18 protein-coding genes and 1 pseudogene are annotated in these 15,445 nt (G+C 37.2%); 8 read left to right on the plus strand and 11 right to left on the minus strand.

Features of this window, described 5'->3' with window-relative positions:
* The first annotated feature begins 138 nt into the window (after positions 1 to 138).
* Positions 139 to 504 (plus strand): annotated as a pseudogene (locus B3R63_RS01600) (NirD/YgiW/YdeI family stress tolerance protein).
* A gap of 359 nt (positions 505 to 863) precedes the next feature.
* On the opposite strand, the gene B3R63_RS01605 reads toward B3R63_RS01600, so the two are convergent.
* The 3 genes from B3R63_RS01605 to B3R63_RS01615 all read right to left on the minus strand — a co-directional run bounded on the left by B3R63_RS01605 (position 864) and on the right by B3R63_RS01615 (position 3,275).
* On the minus strand, positions 864 to 1,787 hold the full coding sequence (locus B3R63_RS01605; RefSeq protein WP_286728127.1) for an alpha/beta hydrolase: 924 nt from the start codon (positions 1,785 to 1,787) through the stop codon (positions 864 to 866).
* A 152-nt stretch (positions 1,788 to 1,939) separates the two neighbouring features.
* Positions 1,940 to 2,416 carry a BLUF domain-containing protein gene (locus B3R63_RS01610; protein WP_005405601.1) on the minus strand — a complete coding sequence of 159 codons (477 nt, stop codon included), beginning with the start codon at positions 2,414 to 2,416 and terminating at the stop codon, positions 1,940 to 1,942.
* A 262-nt stretch (positions 2,417 to 2,678) separates the two neighbouring features.
* The gene (locus B3R63_RS01615) at positions 2,679 to 3,275 is read right to left on the minus strand and encodes a phosphatase PAP2 family protein (protein ID WP_005405651.1); all 597 of its coding nucleotides are present in this window, start codon (positions 3,273 to 3,275) and stop codon (positions 2,679 to 2,681) included.
* A 235-nt stretch (positions 3,276 to 3,510) separates the two neighbouring features.
* On the opposite strand from B3R63_RS01615, the gene B3R63_RS01620 reads away from it, so the two are divergent.
* Complete coding sequence (locus tag B3R63_RS01620; protein ID WP_005405639.1) at positions 3,511 to 4,191, plus strand: DUF421 domain-containing protein; 681 nt, start codon at positions 3,511 to 3,513, stop codon at positions 4,189 to 4,191.
* Positions 4,192 to 4,264: 73 nt separating this feature from the next.
* Here the strand turns inward: B3R63_RS01620 and B3R63_RS01625 are convergent, their stop codons facing one another.
* The 5 genes from B3R63_RS01625 to B3R63_RS01645 form a co-directional block, all read right to left on the minus strand.
* The gene (locus tag B3R63_RS01625) at positions 4,265 to 4,474 is read right to left on the minus strand and encodes a cold-shock protein (protein ID WP_005014527.1); all 210 of its coding nucleotides are present in this window, start codon (positions 4,472 to 4,474) and stop codon (positions 4,265 to 4,267) included.
* A 373-nt stretch (positions 4,475 to 4,847) separates the two neighbouring features.
* On the minus strand, positions 4,848 to 5,042 hold the full coding sequence (locus B3R63_RS01630; protein WP_005014529.1) for a hypothetical protein: 195 nt from the start codon (positions 5,040 to 5,042) through the stop codon (positions 4,848 to 4,850).
* A gap of 98 nt (positions 5,043 to 5,140) precedes the next feature.
* Positions 5,141 to 5,692: a M23 family metallopeptidase gene (locus B3R63_RS01635; protein ID WP_005014531.1), complete on the minus strand. Its 552-nt coding sequence runs from the start codon at positions 5,690 to 5,692 to the stop codon at positions 5,141 to 5,143.
* Between the two features lie 14 nt (positions 5,693 to 5,706).
* Entirely contained in the window at positions 5,707 to 6,150 is a 444-nt protein-coding gene (locus B3R63_RS01640) for a hypothetical protein (RefSeq protein WP_286728133.1), read from the minus strand.
* Between the two features lie 234 nt (positions 6,151 to 6,384).
* Entirely contained in the window at positions 6,385 to 6,618 is a 234-nt protein-coding gene (locus tag B3R63_RS01645) for a hypothetical protein (RefSeq protein ID WP_005014533.1), read from the minus strand.
* A 265-nt stretch (positions 6,619 to 6,883) separates the two neighbouring features.
* On the opposite strand from B3R63_RS01645, the gene B3R63_RS01650 reads away from it, so the two are divergent.
* Positions 6,884 to 7,363 (plus strand): CinA family protein, encoded by a 480-nt coding sequence (locus tag B3R63_RS01650; protein ID WP_119878724.1) that lies wholly within the window; start codon positions 6,884 to 6,886, stop codon positions 7,361 to 7,363.
* A 34-nt stretch (positions 7,364 to 7,397) separates the two neighbouring features.
* Here the strand turns inward: B3R63_RS01650 and aroC are convergent, their stop codons facing one another.
* The 3 genes from aroC to B3R63_RS01665 all read right to left on the minus strand — a co-directional run bounded on the left by aroC (position 7,398) and on the right by B3R63_RS01665 (position 10,018).
* Entirely contained in the window at positions 7,398 to 8,489 is a 1,092-nt protein-coding gene (gene aroC / locus B3R63_RS01655) for a chorismate synthase (RefSeq protein WP_005025706.1), read from the minus strand.
* Between the two features lie 12 nt (positions 8,490 to 8,501).
* Positions 8,502 to 9,512: a 50S ribosomal protein L3 N(5)-glutamine methyltransferase gene (gene prmB / locus B3R63_RS01660; protein WP_005025705.1), complete on the minus strand. Its 1,011-nt coding sequence runs from the start codon at positions 9,510 to 9,512 to the stop codon at positions 8,502 to 8,504.
* A gap of 131 nt (positions 9,513 to 9,643) precedes the next feature.
* Complete coding sequence (locus B3R63_RS01665; protein WP_286728137.1) at positions 9,644 to 10,018, minus strand: DUF1311 domain-containing protein; 375 nt, start codon at positions 10,016 to 10,018, stop codon at positions 9,644 to 9,646.
* A 187-nt stretch (positions 10,019 to 10,205) separates the two neighbouring features.
* Between B3R63_RS01665 and B3R63_RS01670 the strand changes: the two genes are divergently transcribed.
* The 5 genes from B3R63_RS01670 (at position 10,206) to B3R63_RS01690 (ending at position 15,428) form a co-directional block, all read left to right on the plus strand.
* The gene (locus B3R63_RS01670; protein WP_005025703.1) at positions 10,206 to 10,508 is read left to right on the plus strand and encodes a hypothetical protein; all 303 of its coding nucleotides are present in this window, start codon (positions 10,206 to 10,208) and stop codon (positions 10,506 to 10,508) included.
* Between the two features lie 217 nt (positions 10,509 to 10,725).
* A complete protein-coding gene (locus B3R63_RS01675) occupies positions 10,726 to 12,099 on the plus strand; it encodes an ABC1 kinase family protein (protein WP_286728139.1) in 1,374 nt (457 codons plus the stop codon).
* A gap of 222 nt (positions 12,100 to 12,321) precedes the next feature.
* Positions 12,322 to 13,614 carry an acyl-CoA dehydrogenase family protein gene (locus B3R63_RS01680; RefSeq protein ID WP_286728140.1) on the plus strand — a complete coding sequence of 431 codons (1,293 nt, stop codon included), beginning with the start codon at positions 12,322 to 12,324 and terminating at the stop codon, positions 13,612 to 13,614.
* Between the two features lie 31 nt (positions 13,615 to 13,645).
* Positions 13,646 to 14,845: an acyl-CoA dehydrogenase family protein gene (locus B3R63_RS01685; protein ID WP_286728142.1), complete on the plus strand. Its 1,200-nt coding sequence runs from the start codon at positions 13,646 to 13,648 to the stop codon at positions 14,843 to 14,845.
* Positions 14,846 to 14,936: 91 nt separating this feature from the next.
* Positions 14,937 to 15,428 carry a GNAT family N-acetyltransferase gene (locus B3R63_RS01690; protein ID WP_286728143.1) on the plus strand — a complete coding sequence of 164 codons (492 nt, stop codon included), beginning with the start codon at positions 14,937 to 14,939 and terminating at the stop codon, positions 15,426 to 15,428.
* Positions 15,429 to 15,445: the final 17 nt, after the last annotated feature.

Raw genomic sequence — 15,445 nt, forward strand, 5'->3', positions numbered from 1 at the left:
ATCTTAATATTTTTATAAAAATTTAAATTTTATTTAACTTCAACTACCTATAAATTAAATAACAATTTAATAATATAGATATTTTAAATTTAAGCTAAATTTTTTATAAATTTATTTTAATAATAAAAGGAATAATTCATGATAAAACTTGGCAAAATTATGGTAACAGGTTTAATCTCCGTATTATCTACTCAAATATTTGCAGATACTAATGACTAAAAACTTATAAATGCAGCTATTAAAAATAAGGTAACTGTGGCTCAGGCAATTAAAGCAAAAGATGAAACAGCTGTTACATTGATTAGAAAAATAACTCGCCATATTAAGAGTGATCATTATGAGTTTAAAGATTCAACCGGTACCATAAATATTGAAATTGATGATGATCTGGCGACTCCTTCTCAACTTAAACCAGGCACAAAAGTACGCATAATGGGTGAAGTAGATACCCACCGCTATAAACCTACTGATATCGACGTAGCAAAAATAGAGATACTTCGTTGATTAACCCTATTTTTTGGGAATTTCTTATTTTTCAGCAATAATTAAGCTTAATTGAGGCTTAAATCTCTAGAGGGCTGGCATTTGAATAAACTGATATATTTTGCCAGGCCCCATCTAGATAATTCTTTAGAGTGCTATTAGACCCTTCATATACATAGAATGCCGTATAATGTATTTAAAATTAGTGGTATCAATATTTTCTCCTCAGAAATTTTGAGCGAAGACTTCAAATCTTCCTTTTATATTTTTCCAGCCTACCTTTTAGTAAAAATTTTTAAATTTTATTAATTACTTTTAAGTAAAATTAACTATTTCACCAAATCTTAATCAGTTCTATTAGATTGATTAAGTCATATAAATTAAAAAAGCTTATTCAGTAATATATCCTTTAATGATGCCCCAAATACCTCACCGTGGCTTAATTCCGGATAAATTATTAATTTGGCACTTACTCCTTGACTATGTACACAGGAAAGTAGCTCACGATTATTCACAAGCATACCTTTGTTAAAATTTGGACTAACTTTTTGATTTTTTTGAGGAGTAATATCTCCTTCCATGAGTATAAGCTGTTTAGACTCAGCAAAAGGTTCTTTTATACTCCTTAATTTTTTCATTATACGTTGATCTGCCCATGATAACGAAGGACTTGCCGCAAAGTAATGACTAAAATACTGTGCAGCTATTAAACTGTCCAATACAAATAATCCGCCGTATGAATGTCCCCAGAGTATTTTTCTTTTAGGGTCTAACTTGACCTGCTGTTCTACCCACGGTGCTATCTCTTGTATAATAATTTTTCGAAATGCCTTACTTCCACCACTCAAGCGTTCAGGGTTTCGAGGGTCAGCTGCCGGCTCACCTGTTTCATCTGCAGAAGGTGTATAGTCTAGTGAACGCGCCTTAGAGTCAAAAGGCAGATTAGTCTCATAACCAATCGCAACTAAAACTGGTGCATCCTGCTCGGCCATACTTTGAAGTAGATGTTCATTCAGGCGGGACATTACGGAATTACCATCCAGCATAAAAATAGCAGTACTTCCAGTTGATAGATTCTTTTTTTGCTTAGGAATACCTAACCAAACCTTATAAATTCGCTTTTGATCTTTAGAGATGAATTCTTTAATTTGAAAGTTATAAACTTGTGAACCTGTATCTGCAATGTTTTTACCTAAGGGTTTGAGATCAGGTTTAGCATGAACAGTTATTGCAACCGTACTAGCCATGCCTAAAATAAGAAATATTTCTAAGATTTTTTTGCCCAAAAAAAAGATTTTAGCCATATTTGATAAAAAGCAGATTAAAAATTATTATCCACCATACTTTAATTAATAATCATTATCAATAAAAATCGTTAAATATTTTGTGCCTTAAACCTTTAAAAAATTAAACTATTAGTTTGAGACGAGACATATTCTCTCAAAGAAGGGATGAGTTATAGAAACCGGTTCACTCCACGATATTTAAGTCCTTGTCTTGTTCGCTTAGGCAATTCCGACTCTACAGAATCAATCAATACCTCTAATAAGGAAGCGATATCCTCTTGTAAAAGCTCTAAAGGCTGAAACTTTTTTTTACCACGCTTATGAAAGAAGCGTTCTATACAAGTATTTTTTTCAACATATTTCATAGACCAACTTTTAAAATTTATCTCATCTATAATAACAGTTCTATATAACTTAATTTTATGATGCCGCTTATCATCTTTTATTTTTACAAAAAGAGCCTCTACTTGAGATTTCTCTCCCTCAAGACACTGAAAGAAAAAACCATTAGCATAATAAAGAACCCCAAAGATCTGCTGTTCCAGATTAAATAATTTTGATTTAGTTAAAATATTACTTAAATCCTCCAAAAGATCACTATTTAAGCGTTCTATTCTTTCACTTGCATAGCAAAGTTGAATAAGCATTCTATTTCCTCTACCACTATTAGTCAGATATAAAGTTGATATTAAAAAATTAATCTCCCATAACCTTTCGTAGTATTTTATTAATTTAATTAAAATATAATAAAACTATATTATGTCTTGATTTATATATTATCATACTACTTTAATATCATATTAAGAATCAAATATATAAGTTATAGATTTATCAAAAATCCATTCTATTTCACTAGATTCAGAACATTAAATTTCTATATAATTTAATCTTAAGATAATAAAAATTAATCTATCGTATATAGCCCTTATCTATTATTTTCTTAAATAAAAAATAATATATTTTTAATATAAATTGCATTAATATATTACTATAGTTTTTCCATAAGGTTAAACCCAGTATATTGATTGCCAAGGCAATAAAAAATGCTCCTAACATATCCAAAGGAAAATGTACTCCAAGATATATTCTAGACCAAGCAACCAGCCAAGCTAATCCAATCAGTCCTAAACCAATAATACGTTGTTTAGAGAAAAAGTATGAAAAGGCAATTGTGCTAAAAATGAGCATATGATCGCTTGGAAATGAGCCATTAGGCACATGAAAGATAATTGTTCTTCCCACTTCCATTACAAAGGGGCGCGGATGATAAAAAAGCTGAGAAATAATCTGGCTGATTGCAATGGCAATACTGGTGAAAATAAAAGCTTTAAGTATTTGTTTCTTAGTATCAAAATTTCCTTTAAACCATAAAACCAGAAATATTATCAGCATAATATAGAGCAAGTCATTAGCAATAAAGATGGCCACATTAATACTAAAATCAGTTGCATTCTCAGATGCATTAATTAATCCGAATAAATTTAAGTTAAAGGTTTCCAAAGACATAAGCTGGGTATATATAAAATTATTACGGTCATGATACTGACATATTTAATAAATAAAGAAAGCAGGACAAGCTGGATTTATGTATAAAAATTTAAACCTCATCAACTTGCAAGATTTAAACTAATCTAACCAAATGTGTCTCAAAACCATACATTCTCGTGCTCTAATTTAGTTATTGTTCAATTAACTCATTATTTATTAAGATTTTTTATCATATAGGTAGGCAAAAATTAAAATGGATTTTGCAGATATCTTTATACGAGATACGTCTTGGAAATTTATTTTAGAAATCATCATTCGCTGCGTAGTGATGTATCTAATTATTATTATATTCCTACGGTTATCAGGCAAACGTGGCATACGGCAACTCTCAATCTTTGAAGTTGCAATAATCTTGTGTTTGGGTTCGGCAGCTGGTGATCCGATGTTTATGGAGGAACTGCCGATTATACAAACGTTTACAGTAGTCGTTACTATTCTGCTGCTATATCGGATTACGACTTGGAGTATGGTAAAAAATAAAAAAATAGAAGCATTGCTAGAAGGCTTACCCCTTTGTGTAGTAGAAGATGGAAAACTAGTTTTTAAGGATTTGGAAAAAGAGACTTTCTCTCATGATGAATTTTTTGCCGAAATGCGCCAGCAGAATGTAGAACATTTAGGTCAGATCAGAACTGCCCTATTAGAATCAGATGGAGCATTAAGCTTACTTTTCTTTGAGAAAAGGGATATAAAATGGGGACTTCCAATTTTTCCAAAGGCTTATCAAAAAGCTACATTTGTTAAGGAAAATACTTTTTACTCTTGCATGAAATGCGGAGAAACCAGAATGTTGACCAAGATAGATCAGAGTTGTCCACGTTGTCACCATAGTGACTGGGCGGAATCTTTAAGAACGAGTCGCACCTCAGTTTAATATTTTAAAGTAGCACTAGTTATAAAAAAACCCATCAAAAGATGGGTTTTTATTATTTAAGGCAGACGAGCTATTACACTAAAGTAATGTTGCTTGCTTGAGGGCCTTTTTTACCGTCAACTACAGTAAATTGCACTTGCTGGCCTTCATATAAAGTTTTGAAACCCTGGTTAGTGATTTCGCTATAGTGAGCAAATACATCTGGACCTGATTCTTGTTGAATAAAGCCAAAACCTTTAGTCTCGTTGAACCACTTCACTGTACCTTTTACGACATTAGACATAATATAATCCTGAATTTTTAAATAAATAGAGTCTTTAACTCTTAGGATAACTTGAAAATAATATATGAGACTAAAATCTGATAAAGACGAAGGATTTAATAAAAAACTGCGAGCTGAGAGATTATTGAAACAAAACTATATTTCTAGTTATGCGGCAATTATACAGGTTTCCTTTAGATTAGCAACCCATATTTTAAAAATAAAAAAACCCAATCATAGAAGACTGGGCTATAAACCTTAAATTTTTATTGGTAGCGGGAGCTGGATTTNNACTGCTCCATCCCGCATCAATGAGTTAGCTTTATACGCCTTAAATTGGTATAGGTCAATTTATATTTTAATTATTATAAAATATCGTAGGTTTATTTGACTTTTATACTTTTTTCCACACCTTGTCTTCTTGACTCGCTGCAAGTGTAAAAGTAAAGCCATCGTCTGTACTGACCAGATAAATATCAGAAGTACGATAGACTACTTTCAGGACAGTGCCCAGCTCTAACAGTATAGGCTCGCACCCTTCCTTTTCAAGTTTTAAAGAATCCACAAGCTGAACTAATCCACTTTCCATTTTATCATCTCTTTTCAATGAAAAATCACTTAATAAGTGTATCTATAGACACCATTTTAAGCGAATTAATTTTAAATTTCTCTGTTTGACTTCATTTTTCAGTTTGGTTCTAAATAAGGATAAGGGTTAATTGCTCCCTGCCCATTTATATAAATTCCATAATGTAAATGTGGCGGTGTTCCGCGCGCATTCCCTGTATTTCCCACATAGCCAATCACTTCACCTGCTTCGATCCAATCCCCCGCAGTGATATTTTCAGCATAATTCTCTAAATGGGCATAATAATGATGAGTTAAATCAGGACCAGTTACCCAGACTACCTGTCCACCAAGATTGTTAGTACCCACCTGCCTAACTATACCTTCAGTTGTACTAAGCACAGGTGTCCCCCGTTTAGCGAATATATCGATTCCTTCATGTTTTCTACCTTCACTTCGAGCAGCTCCCCAAGTATCTTGCAGTTGTTTCCTTGTTACCCCTTCTACAGGCACAGGAAGTTGGCCAGATAACTTTTTGTTCATGAGCTGACTATAAAGAAAAGGATAACGAAAACCAGCGGACTCTCCAGAGGCAGGTGGCTGGCATCCGGAAATCAGCCCTAAACTAGCGATTAATATAAGTATACTTAAACAGGGTATATATTTTCTCATATATCTACAAAAAGTTAGTTTGTACAAGCTTTTTTTGGATGAAAATCAATATGATTCAAGATATATTTCCTTATTTTTTTATCTGTATTTAAGACTTCTATTAAAGCTTTTTTAAACTCAATAGGCGCCTGCTCAGTGTCAAGATCAGGAATAATCGCTTGCTGTCCTCCTACGCCATCAAAACAAAAAATATTAAGCTTAGAGAGTATTCTATGATCATATTCCAAGTCTGCTTCAAAAGTGTAAATAATCTTTAGCTTGAAGCCTGTTTTTTCAAAATGACAATAACATTCTCTTACTCCATGAGGTACCAGACTCATATCAATAATGGCTTTATCACCGATATGAATACCTAAATAGATATTTTCATATTTAAAAAATTTATTGGTTTTTTTTACGCCTATCCATCCAGTACGTTCCGGATCGATCAGCAGATCAAGTATTTCTTTAAATTTCATGATATTCCCTATAAGCAGAGAAGGGATATATATTTTTGATGTTTTTATATCAACTAAGTACTCTTGTTTGGTCTACTAATCTTTAATATGAGTATGATTTGTTCTTTTCATGTTTCAGTTACTACAAATTTAAAGATTGCAGCGATGAAAATTTATATTTACCTTCTTAAAACTATTAATAATTTTTTCAGTAATAGAAGTTAAAAGGCAACATTACTGTTGCCTTATACAATTTCAATTTAATGCAATTACTTTAACAATAATAACTTGTGATTCTTCAAAATCATCAAAAATTTGTTTACGGCTGAGCTCTTTAGACTTTACACAAAAGTCATGATTCTGATAGTTAATAATTTTTGGAATCTGGTCAAAATACTGGCTCCCCACATCTAGTTCTTCTTCAAATAACGGCGTGCCTAATTGATACTCCTTACTTTTTAACACAATGTACTTTACTATTGTTTTCATAAAAGGCCTGTCTTCTTTACACACTTTATTTTTAGTTTTAACAGGTTTTCTTCCTTTAAGAAATGCATCTTTAGTAGTTAGTGCCTGTTAAAGCAACAACTAAGCTATAAAACCCAACAGAATCCTTTAAAGGTCATTTAAAAAGACTTTATGATTGAAGTTCTACGACCTAAATTACTCAATTAAAGCCAGTTTCCTTTAATGTGGAATCAGGTGGCTTTTCAGATATAGTAATTAAGAATAAATAAGAACTAGAGCTATAAGCATGGTCATAATTCAAAAATGTTGCGCATTACTTGAAACACAGACATTAAAAATTGCATTTATTGAAAGTGCCAGCTCTGGCTATCTGGCCAGTCAGTTTTCTATTTTTAAAAATAGCGGCGCAGATATCCTGTTAGGAGGATTAGTCAGTTATGACCCAAGTATCAAGATTGATGTTTTAAAAATTGATTCTATGCTTATTGAACAATACACAGCTGAGTCGGCAGAAGTTACAGCTGCCATGGCAATCCAAGGTCATAAATTATTTAAAGGCGCTAATATAATTATTGCTTGTACAGGACTTCTAAAACCAGGCGGTAGTGCTTCATCTGAAAAACCGGTGGGTACATTTTTTATTGCAATTTCTGATCACAATCATCTTTATGAGATTAAATACTTTCTGGAAGGTACGCCAATAGAAAAATTGAACCAACTTACCCAGCTGGTTGCTCAAGAGATCATACAAATCATTCAACGATAAAAAAGCCCCGTAATTGGGGCTCTTTATTTAAAGTTTATGGGGCAATTGGTTTAAAGGGAGGGATCACATCTGCATTTTGTGCACGATGTCTGAGATAGTGATCCATTAGCACAATAGCTAGCATTGCTTCTGCAATTGGTGTTGCACGTACGCCCACACATGGGTCATGGCGACCCTTGGTCAGCACATCGGTATCTTCACGGTTCAGATTGATCGTTTTACCTGGCGTCGTAATACTGGCGGTAGGTTTTAGTGCGATTGCTACCCGGATATGCTGGCCGCTAGAAATCCCGCCTAAAATTCCGCCTGCATGGTTTGCCAGAAATCCTTCTGTAGTCAGTTCATCACGAGTCTCGTGCCCAAACTGTCCAGCTACGGCAAAACCATCACCAATTTCAACACCTTTTACAGCATTAATACTCATCATGGCATGGGCAATATCTGCATCTAAACGATCAAATACTGGTTCCCCCCAGCCTACCGGAACGTTCTCAGCAATAATTTCCAGTTTCGCCCCACAACTGGTTCCCTGTTCACGTAAAGAGGTTACCAGCGCCTCGAAACGTGGAACTGCTTCTATGTCACCACAAAAAAACGGATTATTAGCAACTTCATTCCAGTCCAGTTTTTCAGCTTTTTCATGCCCAATCTGGGTTACATGGCCACGGATCACAATACCAAATTTTTCTGCCAAGTATTTTTTGGCAATTGCACCGGCAGCCACACGCATTGCTGTTTCGCGTGCGCTAGAACGCCCACCGCCCCGATAATCTCGAAAACCATACTTATGAGTATAAGTATAATCGGCATGACCAGGACGAAAAGTTTGAGCAATGTTGCCATAGTCTTTAGACTTCTGGTCAGTGTTACGGATCAGCAAACCAATCGATGTACCTGTTGTTTTACCCTCAAAGACGCCCGAAACAATTTCAACCTGATCAGGCTCTTTACGTTGGGTGGCAAACTTTGAAGTTCCTGGCTTACGGCGGTCGAGATCTTTTTGCAAATCTGCTTCACATAGCTCAATACCTGGAGGCACACCATCTATAATTGCCATGAGGCCAACTCCATGGGACTCACCACAGGTGGTTACACGAAAGAGTTGCCCAATACTATTACCCGCCATGCTTCATCTTCCTTATACTTCAACAGATTCTTGAAACAGTTGCTGATAGCGACGGCACTGCTCGGCAGTCAGTGCAAAAATACCTGAGCCGCCTTTTTTAAACTCGAGCCAGTGGAAATCTACCGTATTAAAATTCTGCTTCATTGCCCATTCTGAGTTCCCCACTTCAATCACAATCAGACCATCTTCAGTCAGATAATCTGCAGCCTGAGACAGCATCTTACGGACCAGGTCCAAGCCGTCCTGACCGGCAGCCAAGGCAAGCTCAGGTTCATGCAGAAACTCTTCAGGCAGGTCAGCCATGTCCTCAGCATCAACATATGGCGGATTGGAAACAATCAGGTCATATTGATTTTCTGCTGGAATTTTTGAGAAAAGGTCAGATTCCATCAAGGCAACCTGATATTGCATATTATGGTGCTCAGTGTTAATGGCAGCCACTTCAAGTGCTTCTTTGGAAATATCGGTTGCATCAACCTCTGCTTCAGGGAACGCATAAGCCAGTGCGATGGCAATGCAACCAGAACCTGTGCACATATCTAAAATACGCCGCGGCGTTTGCGGATCTGAATTTACTGGAAGATTATTATGAGCTTCCCGTAACTGGCCGTGTTCATCAAGACAATATGGAGCAAAGCGGTTCTCAATCAATTCTGCAATCGGTGAACGTGGAATTAAGACCCGTTCATCAACATAAAAAGGTTTATTAAAAAAATAAGCCAGATTTAACAAGTATGAAGTAGGAATACGCTCATTAACACGACGCGCCAGCAGATTTAAAAACTCTTCTTTTTCACTCGGTAAAAGTTTTGCATCCAGAATTTCAGGATTGGCTGCCCATTCTAGAGAGAGCGTTTGTAATACCAATGCTGAACTTTCTGCAAAATAATCTTCAGTCCCCTGTCCCAGATGTGCATCATATTGACGCAGGGCAGAGACACCAAAACGAATGAAATCACGAATTGTTGTTAAATTTTCAGCAGCTTCCTGTAAATGTTCAGGGCTAATGGTCGATCGCTCCACTCAGGGCTCTCCAAGTTCAACTTTTCAAAAATGGCCTTATGATACCGTTTTTTGCGGGCTTTTATAATGCTTGTCTCAGTAAAAGCGGTATTTTTGGAAGGCTATTTTTTTATCTGTTATAGAAGTATAGCTTAAGGAATATATCTGGTCCCATAGTAGTTAGCCTGCTCAATCACCTGCGCCAATATACAACGTGATTGTTGTAGACGACCAAACTGATTATCCATAGCTGTATAACATTGGCTTTGAACACGGCGCTCCCAAAGCTCATATTGCTGGATCACATTTGCCTGGTGCTGACCACTTACCTTGTAATAGGCACGATAACTTTTCTTTAATCGTTTTTTATGTTGCTTTAACTCCTGATCGATGCACTTCTGCAATACTTCAGTTTGTCCATACGCATGGTTTATACAGCGCGTATAAGTTTCAGAGTAACCTTGCTGAGCAATGGCAGCTGCCTGAGCTGAAATCAAGATAAGTCCTGGTCCTAATATTAATCGCATCTTTGTTCCCCAAACTAAATACCAGTTGCAACGCTTAGTTTTGATTTTTCATAAAATTCTTTAAGTTCGATATAAAAATTTAAAAATATATCGGGAAATTCTGCTTTTGCAATTTATCACTCTCCGTATTGAATCTTAAAGAACTGTCCTCATATTTTATTATACGTTCTTCTGTTATATTTCTACCATGAGTTACAAGCATAATAATTTACTGGCTATGCGTCAGTCCTACTGGAATGACGAGCAGTCGGTCAAAGTCCAACATGAAAAACTGTTCTTTCAGCAAGTTCTGGCTGAATATCATGTATTTACAGAGCCCAATTTAGAAGATGCACGTTATTTTTTCTTTACTTTACCCAGTATAATCATTGTAAAAGGTTATGCTTTAGGGTTTATGCATGAGAGTGTAAAAGCTTTGATCATACAGCATTTGATACGTAATAAAACTTTACTGAACCAGCGCCATCCCCTAAAAGTTCAATATCGTTAATTGCCCTACTTTTGGAATATGGGCGTAAGTTTATTTTTTCGTTGAATATGGTTATATAAGTATATGCTTAGGCTATTTAGTGACTTAAGTATGTTTTGTTTCGCTATTAGCATTTTTTAACTCTCCGTTCCTTAAGTCCAACTGTTTTAATACGCGGATAACGGTTAATATTGGTTAAAATTGCTCATCAGGCCGACTCCTAAAGGATTTTACTTTCATGACACATCAAAACGATAAGCTTAAGAATTTAAAAACTTCCTCTATGGACCGACGCTTATCGATTGCGAAAGCCTCATTACTTGCTGGTACCCGCTGGGCAACAGCTAATGCCGGCTCCTTCTTTGCCAGTGATGAAGAAAAAGAAAAGAAACGTAAAAAAGCCATGACAGATCAGGCGAACTATCTAGTTTCCGAAATTGGCAAGCTAAAGGGATCAATTGTTAAAATTGGCCAAATGATGGCACTTTATGGTGAACACTTTTTGCCTGAAGAGATTACACAGGCTTTAAATACCTTAAATAACCAGACTGTTGCTTTAGCTTGGCCTGCTATTAAAGCCCATCTTCAAGACCAATTAGGCTCTAAACTGGATCAGCTTACGATTGACCATGAGCCTATAGGTACAGCTTCATTAGCTCAGGTGCATCGGGCAGTAAGAAAATCTGATGGTCAAGAGCTGGTATTAAAAATTCAGTATCCCGGAGTGGCTGACGCGATTGACTCGGATATGAGCCTGTTTAAAAACATGCTTAAACTGACCCGGATGGTACCGCAAACCCGTGAATTTGATCAGTGGTTTGATGAAGTCCGGGACATGATGCACCGCGAAGTAAATTACATTATAGAAGCGGCTACCACTCAGCGCTTTGCTGAGCGGCTTAAAGATGATCCACGTTATATTGTTCCTCAAATTGTAGATGAGTTTTGTGCTCCCCAAGTCCTTTGCATGACCTTTGAACGTGGTGTACCTATTAACAGCCCAGTTATACTGTCATTACCACAGGAGCGTCGTAACAGACTGGGTGAAGCTTCGCTAGAAATTGCAGTACGTGAGATTTTTGAATGGGGCGAGATGCAGACTGATCCAAATTTTGGAAACTATCTGGTCCGTCTGGGCAATGGTGCAGATATTGCAGACAAGATTATTCTACTCGATTTTGGGGCAATCCGGCAGTTTGATGAGCACCTGCTAAGTGTAGCGCGCCACCTGATCCAGGCAGGTTATAACCATGACTCGACAGCTATGGTAGAGGCGATGACAGGTTATGAGTTTTTTGACTCTATTCCACAAAGTATCAAACCTGATATGGCAAAAGTTTTTCTGCTGGCTACAGAAGCCTTCAGCAGTAAAGAAAATAATCCTGACTTACCACCAGATGTTATGGATGATCAGGAACGTTATGACTGGAAGAAAAGCCAGCTTCATGCACGCGTAATGCAACAGGCATCAAGATCAATGGCATCACGCTATTTTAGCGTACCGCCAAAAGAGTTTATGTTTATCAGCCGTAAATTTATCGGGGCCTATACCTTTATGACTGTGATTAATGCTAAAACCAATGTGCGCAAAATGATTCGTGATCACCTTTAAATACACCGGCCGGATGACTTCATGTCAATCCGGTCAATTCTTTGCTTTTTTCATTATAAAATCTTTAAAAATAGATAATAAACTTCAAATACTTACTTATTAAATAATATAATCACTATACTCTAATAGAGCCAATCAACTTCTGTCATATCTGACATGGTGTTTTATCATAAGCTATGTCAGCATACCCCGCATAATGATAAAAAAACTGCTGGAAAATATATGACAAAAATGATGAATAAAGCACAAGGGCTAGGCCTATCACTGATTACCCGAATTGCAGGTAGTGAAGTAATTGATCAGTTTAACTTGAGAAAGCTCATTGAAAAGTCACTTTACCAAGGCTCTAAAGCTGGTTTTAAAAGTTTGAGTCAATCACAAAAATTTTTTAAAAGTCAGTCACTAAAAAAACAGCGCTTATCACCTCAAGGAAAAAACCTGTTTGATTTAAACTTGAGTGAAGAACAACAGATGCTCGTTGAAAGTATGCACCAATTTGCACAGGAGATACTTTACCCTCTGGCAGCCCGCGCTGATCATAATGAGACTTTTCCTCAAGAACTCTGGCAACACGCGAAAGACCTAGGACTTAATGAATATGCTTTGCCTGAAGCACTTGGAGGAGTAGCAGACCATTTAAATATTGTTAGCAATATCCTGATTACAGAACAGCTTGGTCGAGGAGATTTTAGTCTGGCTGCTGGGCTACTTTCTGGTTTTAGTGCAATTAATGCCTTGAGTCGCTGGGGTTCTGAACAGGTTCAGGCTAAATACCTGACCGCTTTTAACCACCTCAATGATCTTAAGGCTACTTTTGCAACTCAAGAAAACTCTTCGGCGTTTAACCCTTTTCAGCTAGATACTCAGGCTGTTTTTAAAGATCAGCAGTTTTATATTACTGGAGAAAAAACCTTCGTCCTCTTAGGTGAAACCGCTGATCTGCTCCTTGTGAGTGCTGACTATAATGGACAAGCTGATGTATTCGTAGTAATACGCGATAGTACGGTAAGTTATAAAAAATGTCCTGCCATGGGACTTAAAGCCTGTGAAACTGTCACATTAAAGTTTAATCAAACTCCTGCTGAGCGGCTGGGAGATGAAGACTTTGACTATAGCGCCTTTCTAGATTTAGGCCAGCTGATGTGGTGCGCACTAGCTATCGGCACTTGTGAGGCTGTAAAAAATTACTGTGTTCGTTATGCAAATGAGCGTATGGCATTTGGTGAGCCTATTTCGCATCGTCAGAGTATCGCTTTTATAATTGCAGATATGGCCATTGAGATTGAGGCAATGCGTATGATGCTCTGGAATGCCGCCAGTCTTGCAGAAGCAGGAGAACCCTTTCACCGGGAGGCTTATCTGGCAAAGCTTTTAGGTGCAGAAAAATCCATGAAAATTGGTACTGATGGTGTACAGATTTTAGGAGGTCATGGTTTTACCAAGGAATATCCGGTAGAGCGCTGGTATCGGGACTTGCGAGCCACAGCGATTTTGTATTCTGGCTTACACGCTTAAATCAGCCCATTATTATAAAAAAGGTTAAAAAATGAATTTGCAGAATCCAAAAAAGTATAAGCTGATGGTACAGCAAGCTCGAGAGGTTGCTTTATATGTATTACGTCCTATTTCTCGTAAGTATGACAAAGCTGAACACAGTTACCCTAAAGAACTGGATATGATTGCCTCTCTCATCGATGGAATGAATGAAGGGGGCGAAGGACTGAATGCAGGTGCAGCAGTCGGAAAACGTGGCGCCGACATACAGGGTAATAAAAATGGTGTAAATATGTCCACAGCTCTGGGCATTATGGAAATGTGTTACGGCGATACAGGACTATTGCTCAGTATGCCTCGTCAGGGTTTGGGAAATTCTGCCATCGCAGCAGTGGCCAATGACTCACAGTTAGAACGCTTTAAAGGGATGTGGGCTGCAATGGCAATTACCGAACCGGACTGTGGTTCTGACTCTGCAGCAATCCGAACTACAGCAATTAAAGACGGAACAGATTATATACTGAACGGTGAAAAAATCTTTGTAACATCAGGCCAGCGTGCTGACTCAATTGTAGTTTGGGCTACACTTGACCCTAAGCTCGGCCGTGCAGCAATCAAATCTTTTGTGGTGCCGAAAGGTACACCGGGTATGAAAGTAGAACGACTAGAGCATAAATTAGGAATAAAAGCTTCAGATACAGCGGCTATCAGTTTTATTAATTGCCGTGTACCAGCTGAAAACTTACTTGGAAATCCGGATATTGATATAGCGAAAGGTTTTGCTGGAGTGATGGAAACTTTTGACAATACACGTCCGCTGGTGGCTGCTATGGCAGTAGGTTGCGCCCGGGCTTCTCTGGAACGTATCAAGGAAATTTTTAAAGACCAGCTTGACCAGAACTATGCTACACCTTATTTACAAACCTCATATCTTGCTGCACAGATTTATAGAATGGAGGCGGAATGGGAAGCAGCACGTTTACTGACATTAAAAGCTGCCTGGATGGCAGACAACAAGAAACCGAATTCAAAAGAAGCATCAATTGCCAAAGCTAAAGCAGGTCGAATTGGTAATGAAATTACACTAAAATGTGTAGAGCTGGCAGGTAGCGTGGGTTATGGGGAAGATGAACTGTTAGAAAAATGGGCACGTGACTCAAAAATTCTGGATATTTTTGAAGGTACTCAGCAGATTCAACAGCTGATTATTGCCCGGCGCGAGTTAGGAAAAACTTCCAGCGAACTTAAATAGCAAAGATCCACTTATAGAGAGACAGACTTACAACTAACTGATTTTTTGTTATAACAGTCTGTCTTCTTTTTAAGTTCTGACTAATTCCAATATGTTTAATTTAAGACTTATTCAATCTAAAGATAATCCATCTATTGCCCAAATTATCCGTACTGTTTCTCAGGAATTCGGCCTTGCCAGTGATGCAGGTTTTGCAGTCTCTGATCCCATCTTGGATGATCTATATCAGGTTTATCAACAACCCAACAGTCGCTATTGGGTAGTAGAAAGCACACAGGGAAAAATAGTAGGAGGTGGCGGTATTGCACCGCTACAGGGAGATACTTCAATTCTGGAAATCCAGAAAATGTATTTTCTTCCTGAAACTCGAGGATACGGTTTGGCCAAACAGCTTTTACAACAATGTTTTGAATTTGCACAACAGCAAAACTTCCAGAAAATATATCTGGAAACAACTGCCACCTTATATCAAGCTGTCAAACTTTATGAACGACTAGGATTCGAACGTCTTGATCAGCCTTTAGGTAATACAGGACATAGTAGTGCTTGCGAAATATGGATGGCGAAAAAACTGGCTTATTAATATAAAAGGTTGATCAA

The organism is Acinetobacter sp. UBA1297, from assembly GCF_002307755.1.
In the GTDB taxonomy this organism is placed as follows: Bacteria; Pseudomonadota; Gammaproteobacteria; order Pseudomonadales; family Moraxellaceae; genus Acinetobacter; species Acinetobacter radioresistens.

What these genes read in the sequence shown, in the direction of transcription:
- B3R63_RS01605 (WP_286728127.1), bottom strand. Translation starts at nt 1,787, where the DNA reads ATGGCTAAAATCTTTTTTTTGGGCAAAAAAATCTTAGAAATATTTCTT.
- B3R63_RS01610 (WP_005405601.1), bottom strand. Translation starts at nt 2,416, where the DNA reads ATGCTTATTCAACTTTGCTATGCAAGTGAAAGAATAGAACGCTTAAAT.
- B3R63_RS01615 (WP_005405651.1), bottom strand. Translation starts at nt 3,275, where the DNA reads ATGTCTTTGGAAACCTTTAACTTAAATTTATTCGGATTAATTAATGCA.
- B3R63_RS01620 (WP_005405639.1), top strand. Translation starts at nt 3,511, where the DNA reads ATGGATTTTGCAGATATCTTTATACGAGATACGTCTTGGAAATTTATT.
- B3R63_RS01625 (WP_005014527.1), bottom strand. Translation starts at nt 4,474, where the DNA reads ATGTCTAATGTCGTAAAAGGTACAGTGAAGTGGTTCAACGAGACTAAA.
- B3R63_RS01630 (WP_005014529.1), bottom strand. Translation starts at nt 5,042, where the DNA reads ATGGAAAGTGGATTAGTTCAGCTTGTGGATTCTTTAAAACTTGAAAAG.
- B3R63_RS01635 (WP_005014531.1), bottom strand. Translation starts at nt 5,692, where the DNA reads ATGAGAAAATATATACCCTGTTTAAGTATACTTATATTAATCGCTAGT.
- B3R63_RS01640 (WP_286728133.1), bottom strand. Translation starts at nt 6,150, where the DNA reads ATGAAATTTAAAGAAATACTTGATCTGCTGATCGATCCGGAACGTACT.
- B3R63_RS01645 (WP_005014533.1), bottom strand. Translation starts at nt 6,618, where the DNA reads ATGAAAACAATAGTAAAGTACATTGTGTTAAAAAGTAAGGAGTATCAA.
- B3R63_RS01650 (WP_119878724.1), top strand. Translation starts at nt 6,884, where the DNA reads ATGGTCATAATTCAAAAATGTTGCGCATTACTTGAAACACAGACATTA.
- aroC (WP_005025706.1), bottom strand. Translation starts at nt 8,489, where the DNA reads ATGGCGGGTAATAGTATTGGGCAACTCTTTCGTGTAACCACCTGTGGT.
- B3R63_RS01665 (WP_286728137.1), bottom strand. Translation starts at nt 10,018, where the DNA reads ATGCGATTAATATTAGGACCAGGACTTATCTTGATTTCAGCTCAGGCA.
- B3R63_RS01670 (WP_005025703.1), top strand. Translation starts at nt 10,206, where the DNA reads ATGAGTTACAAGCATAATAATTTACTGGCTATGCGTCAGTCCTACTGG.
- B3R63_RS01675 (WP_286728139.1), top strand. Translation starts at nt 10,726, where the DNA reads ATGACACATCAAAACGATAAGCTTAAGAATTTAAAAACTTCCTCTATG.
- B3R63_RS01680 (WP_286728140.1), top strand. Translation starts at nt 12,322, where the DNA reads ATGACAAAAATGATGAATAAAGCACAAGGGCTAGGCCTATCACTGATT.
- B3R63_RS01685 (WP_286728142.1), top strand. Translation starts at nt 13,646, where the DNA reads ATGAATTTGCAGAATCCAAAAAAGTATAAGCTGATGGTACAGCAAGCT.
- B3R63_RS01690 (WP_286728143.1), top strand. Translation starts at nt 14,937, where the DNA reads ATGTTTAATTTAAGACTTATTCAATCTAAAGATAATCCATCTATTGCC.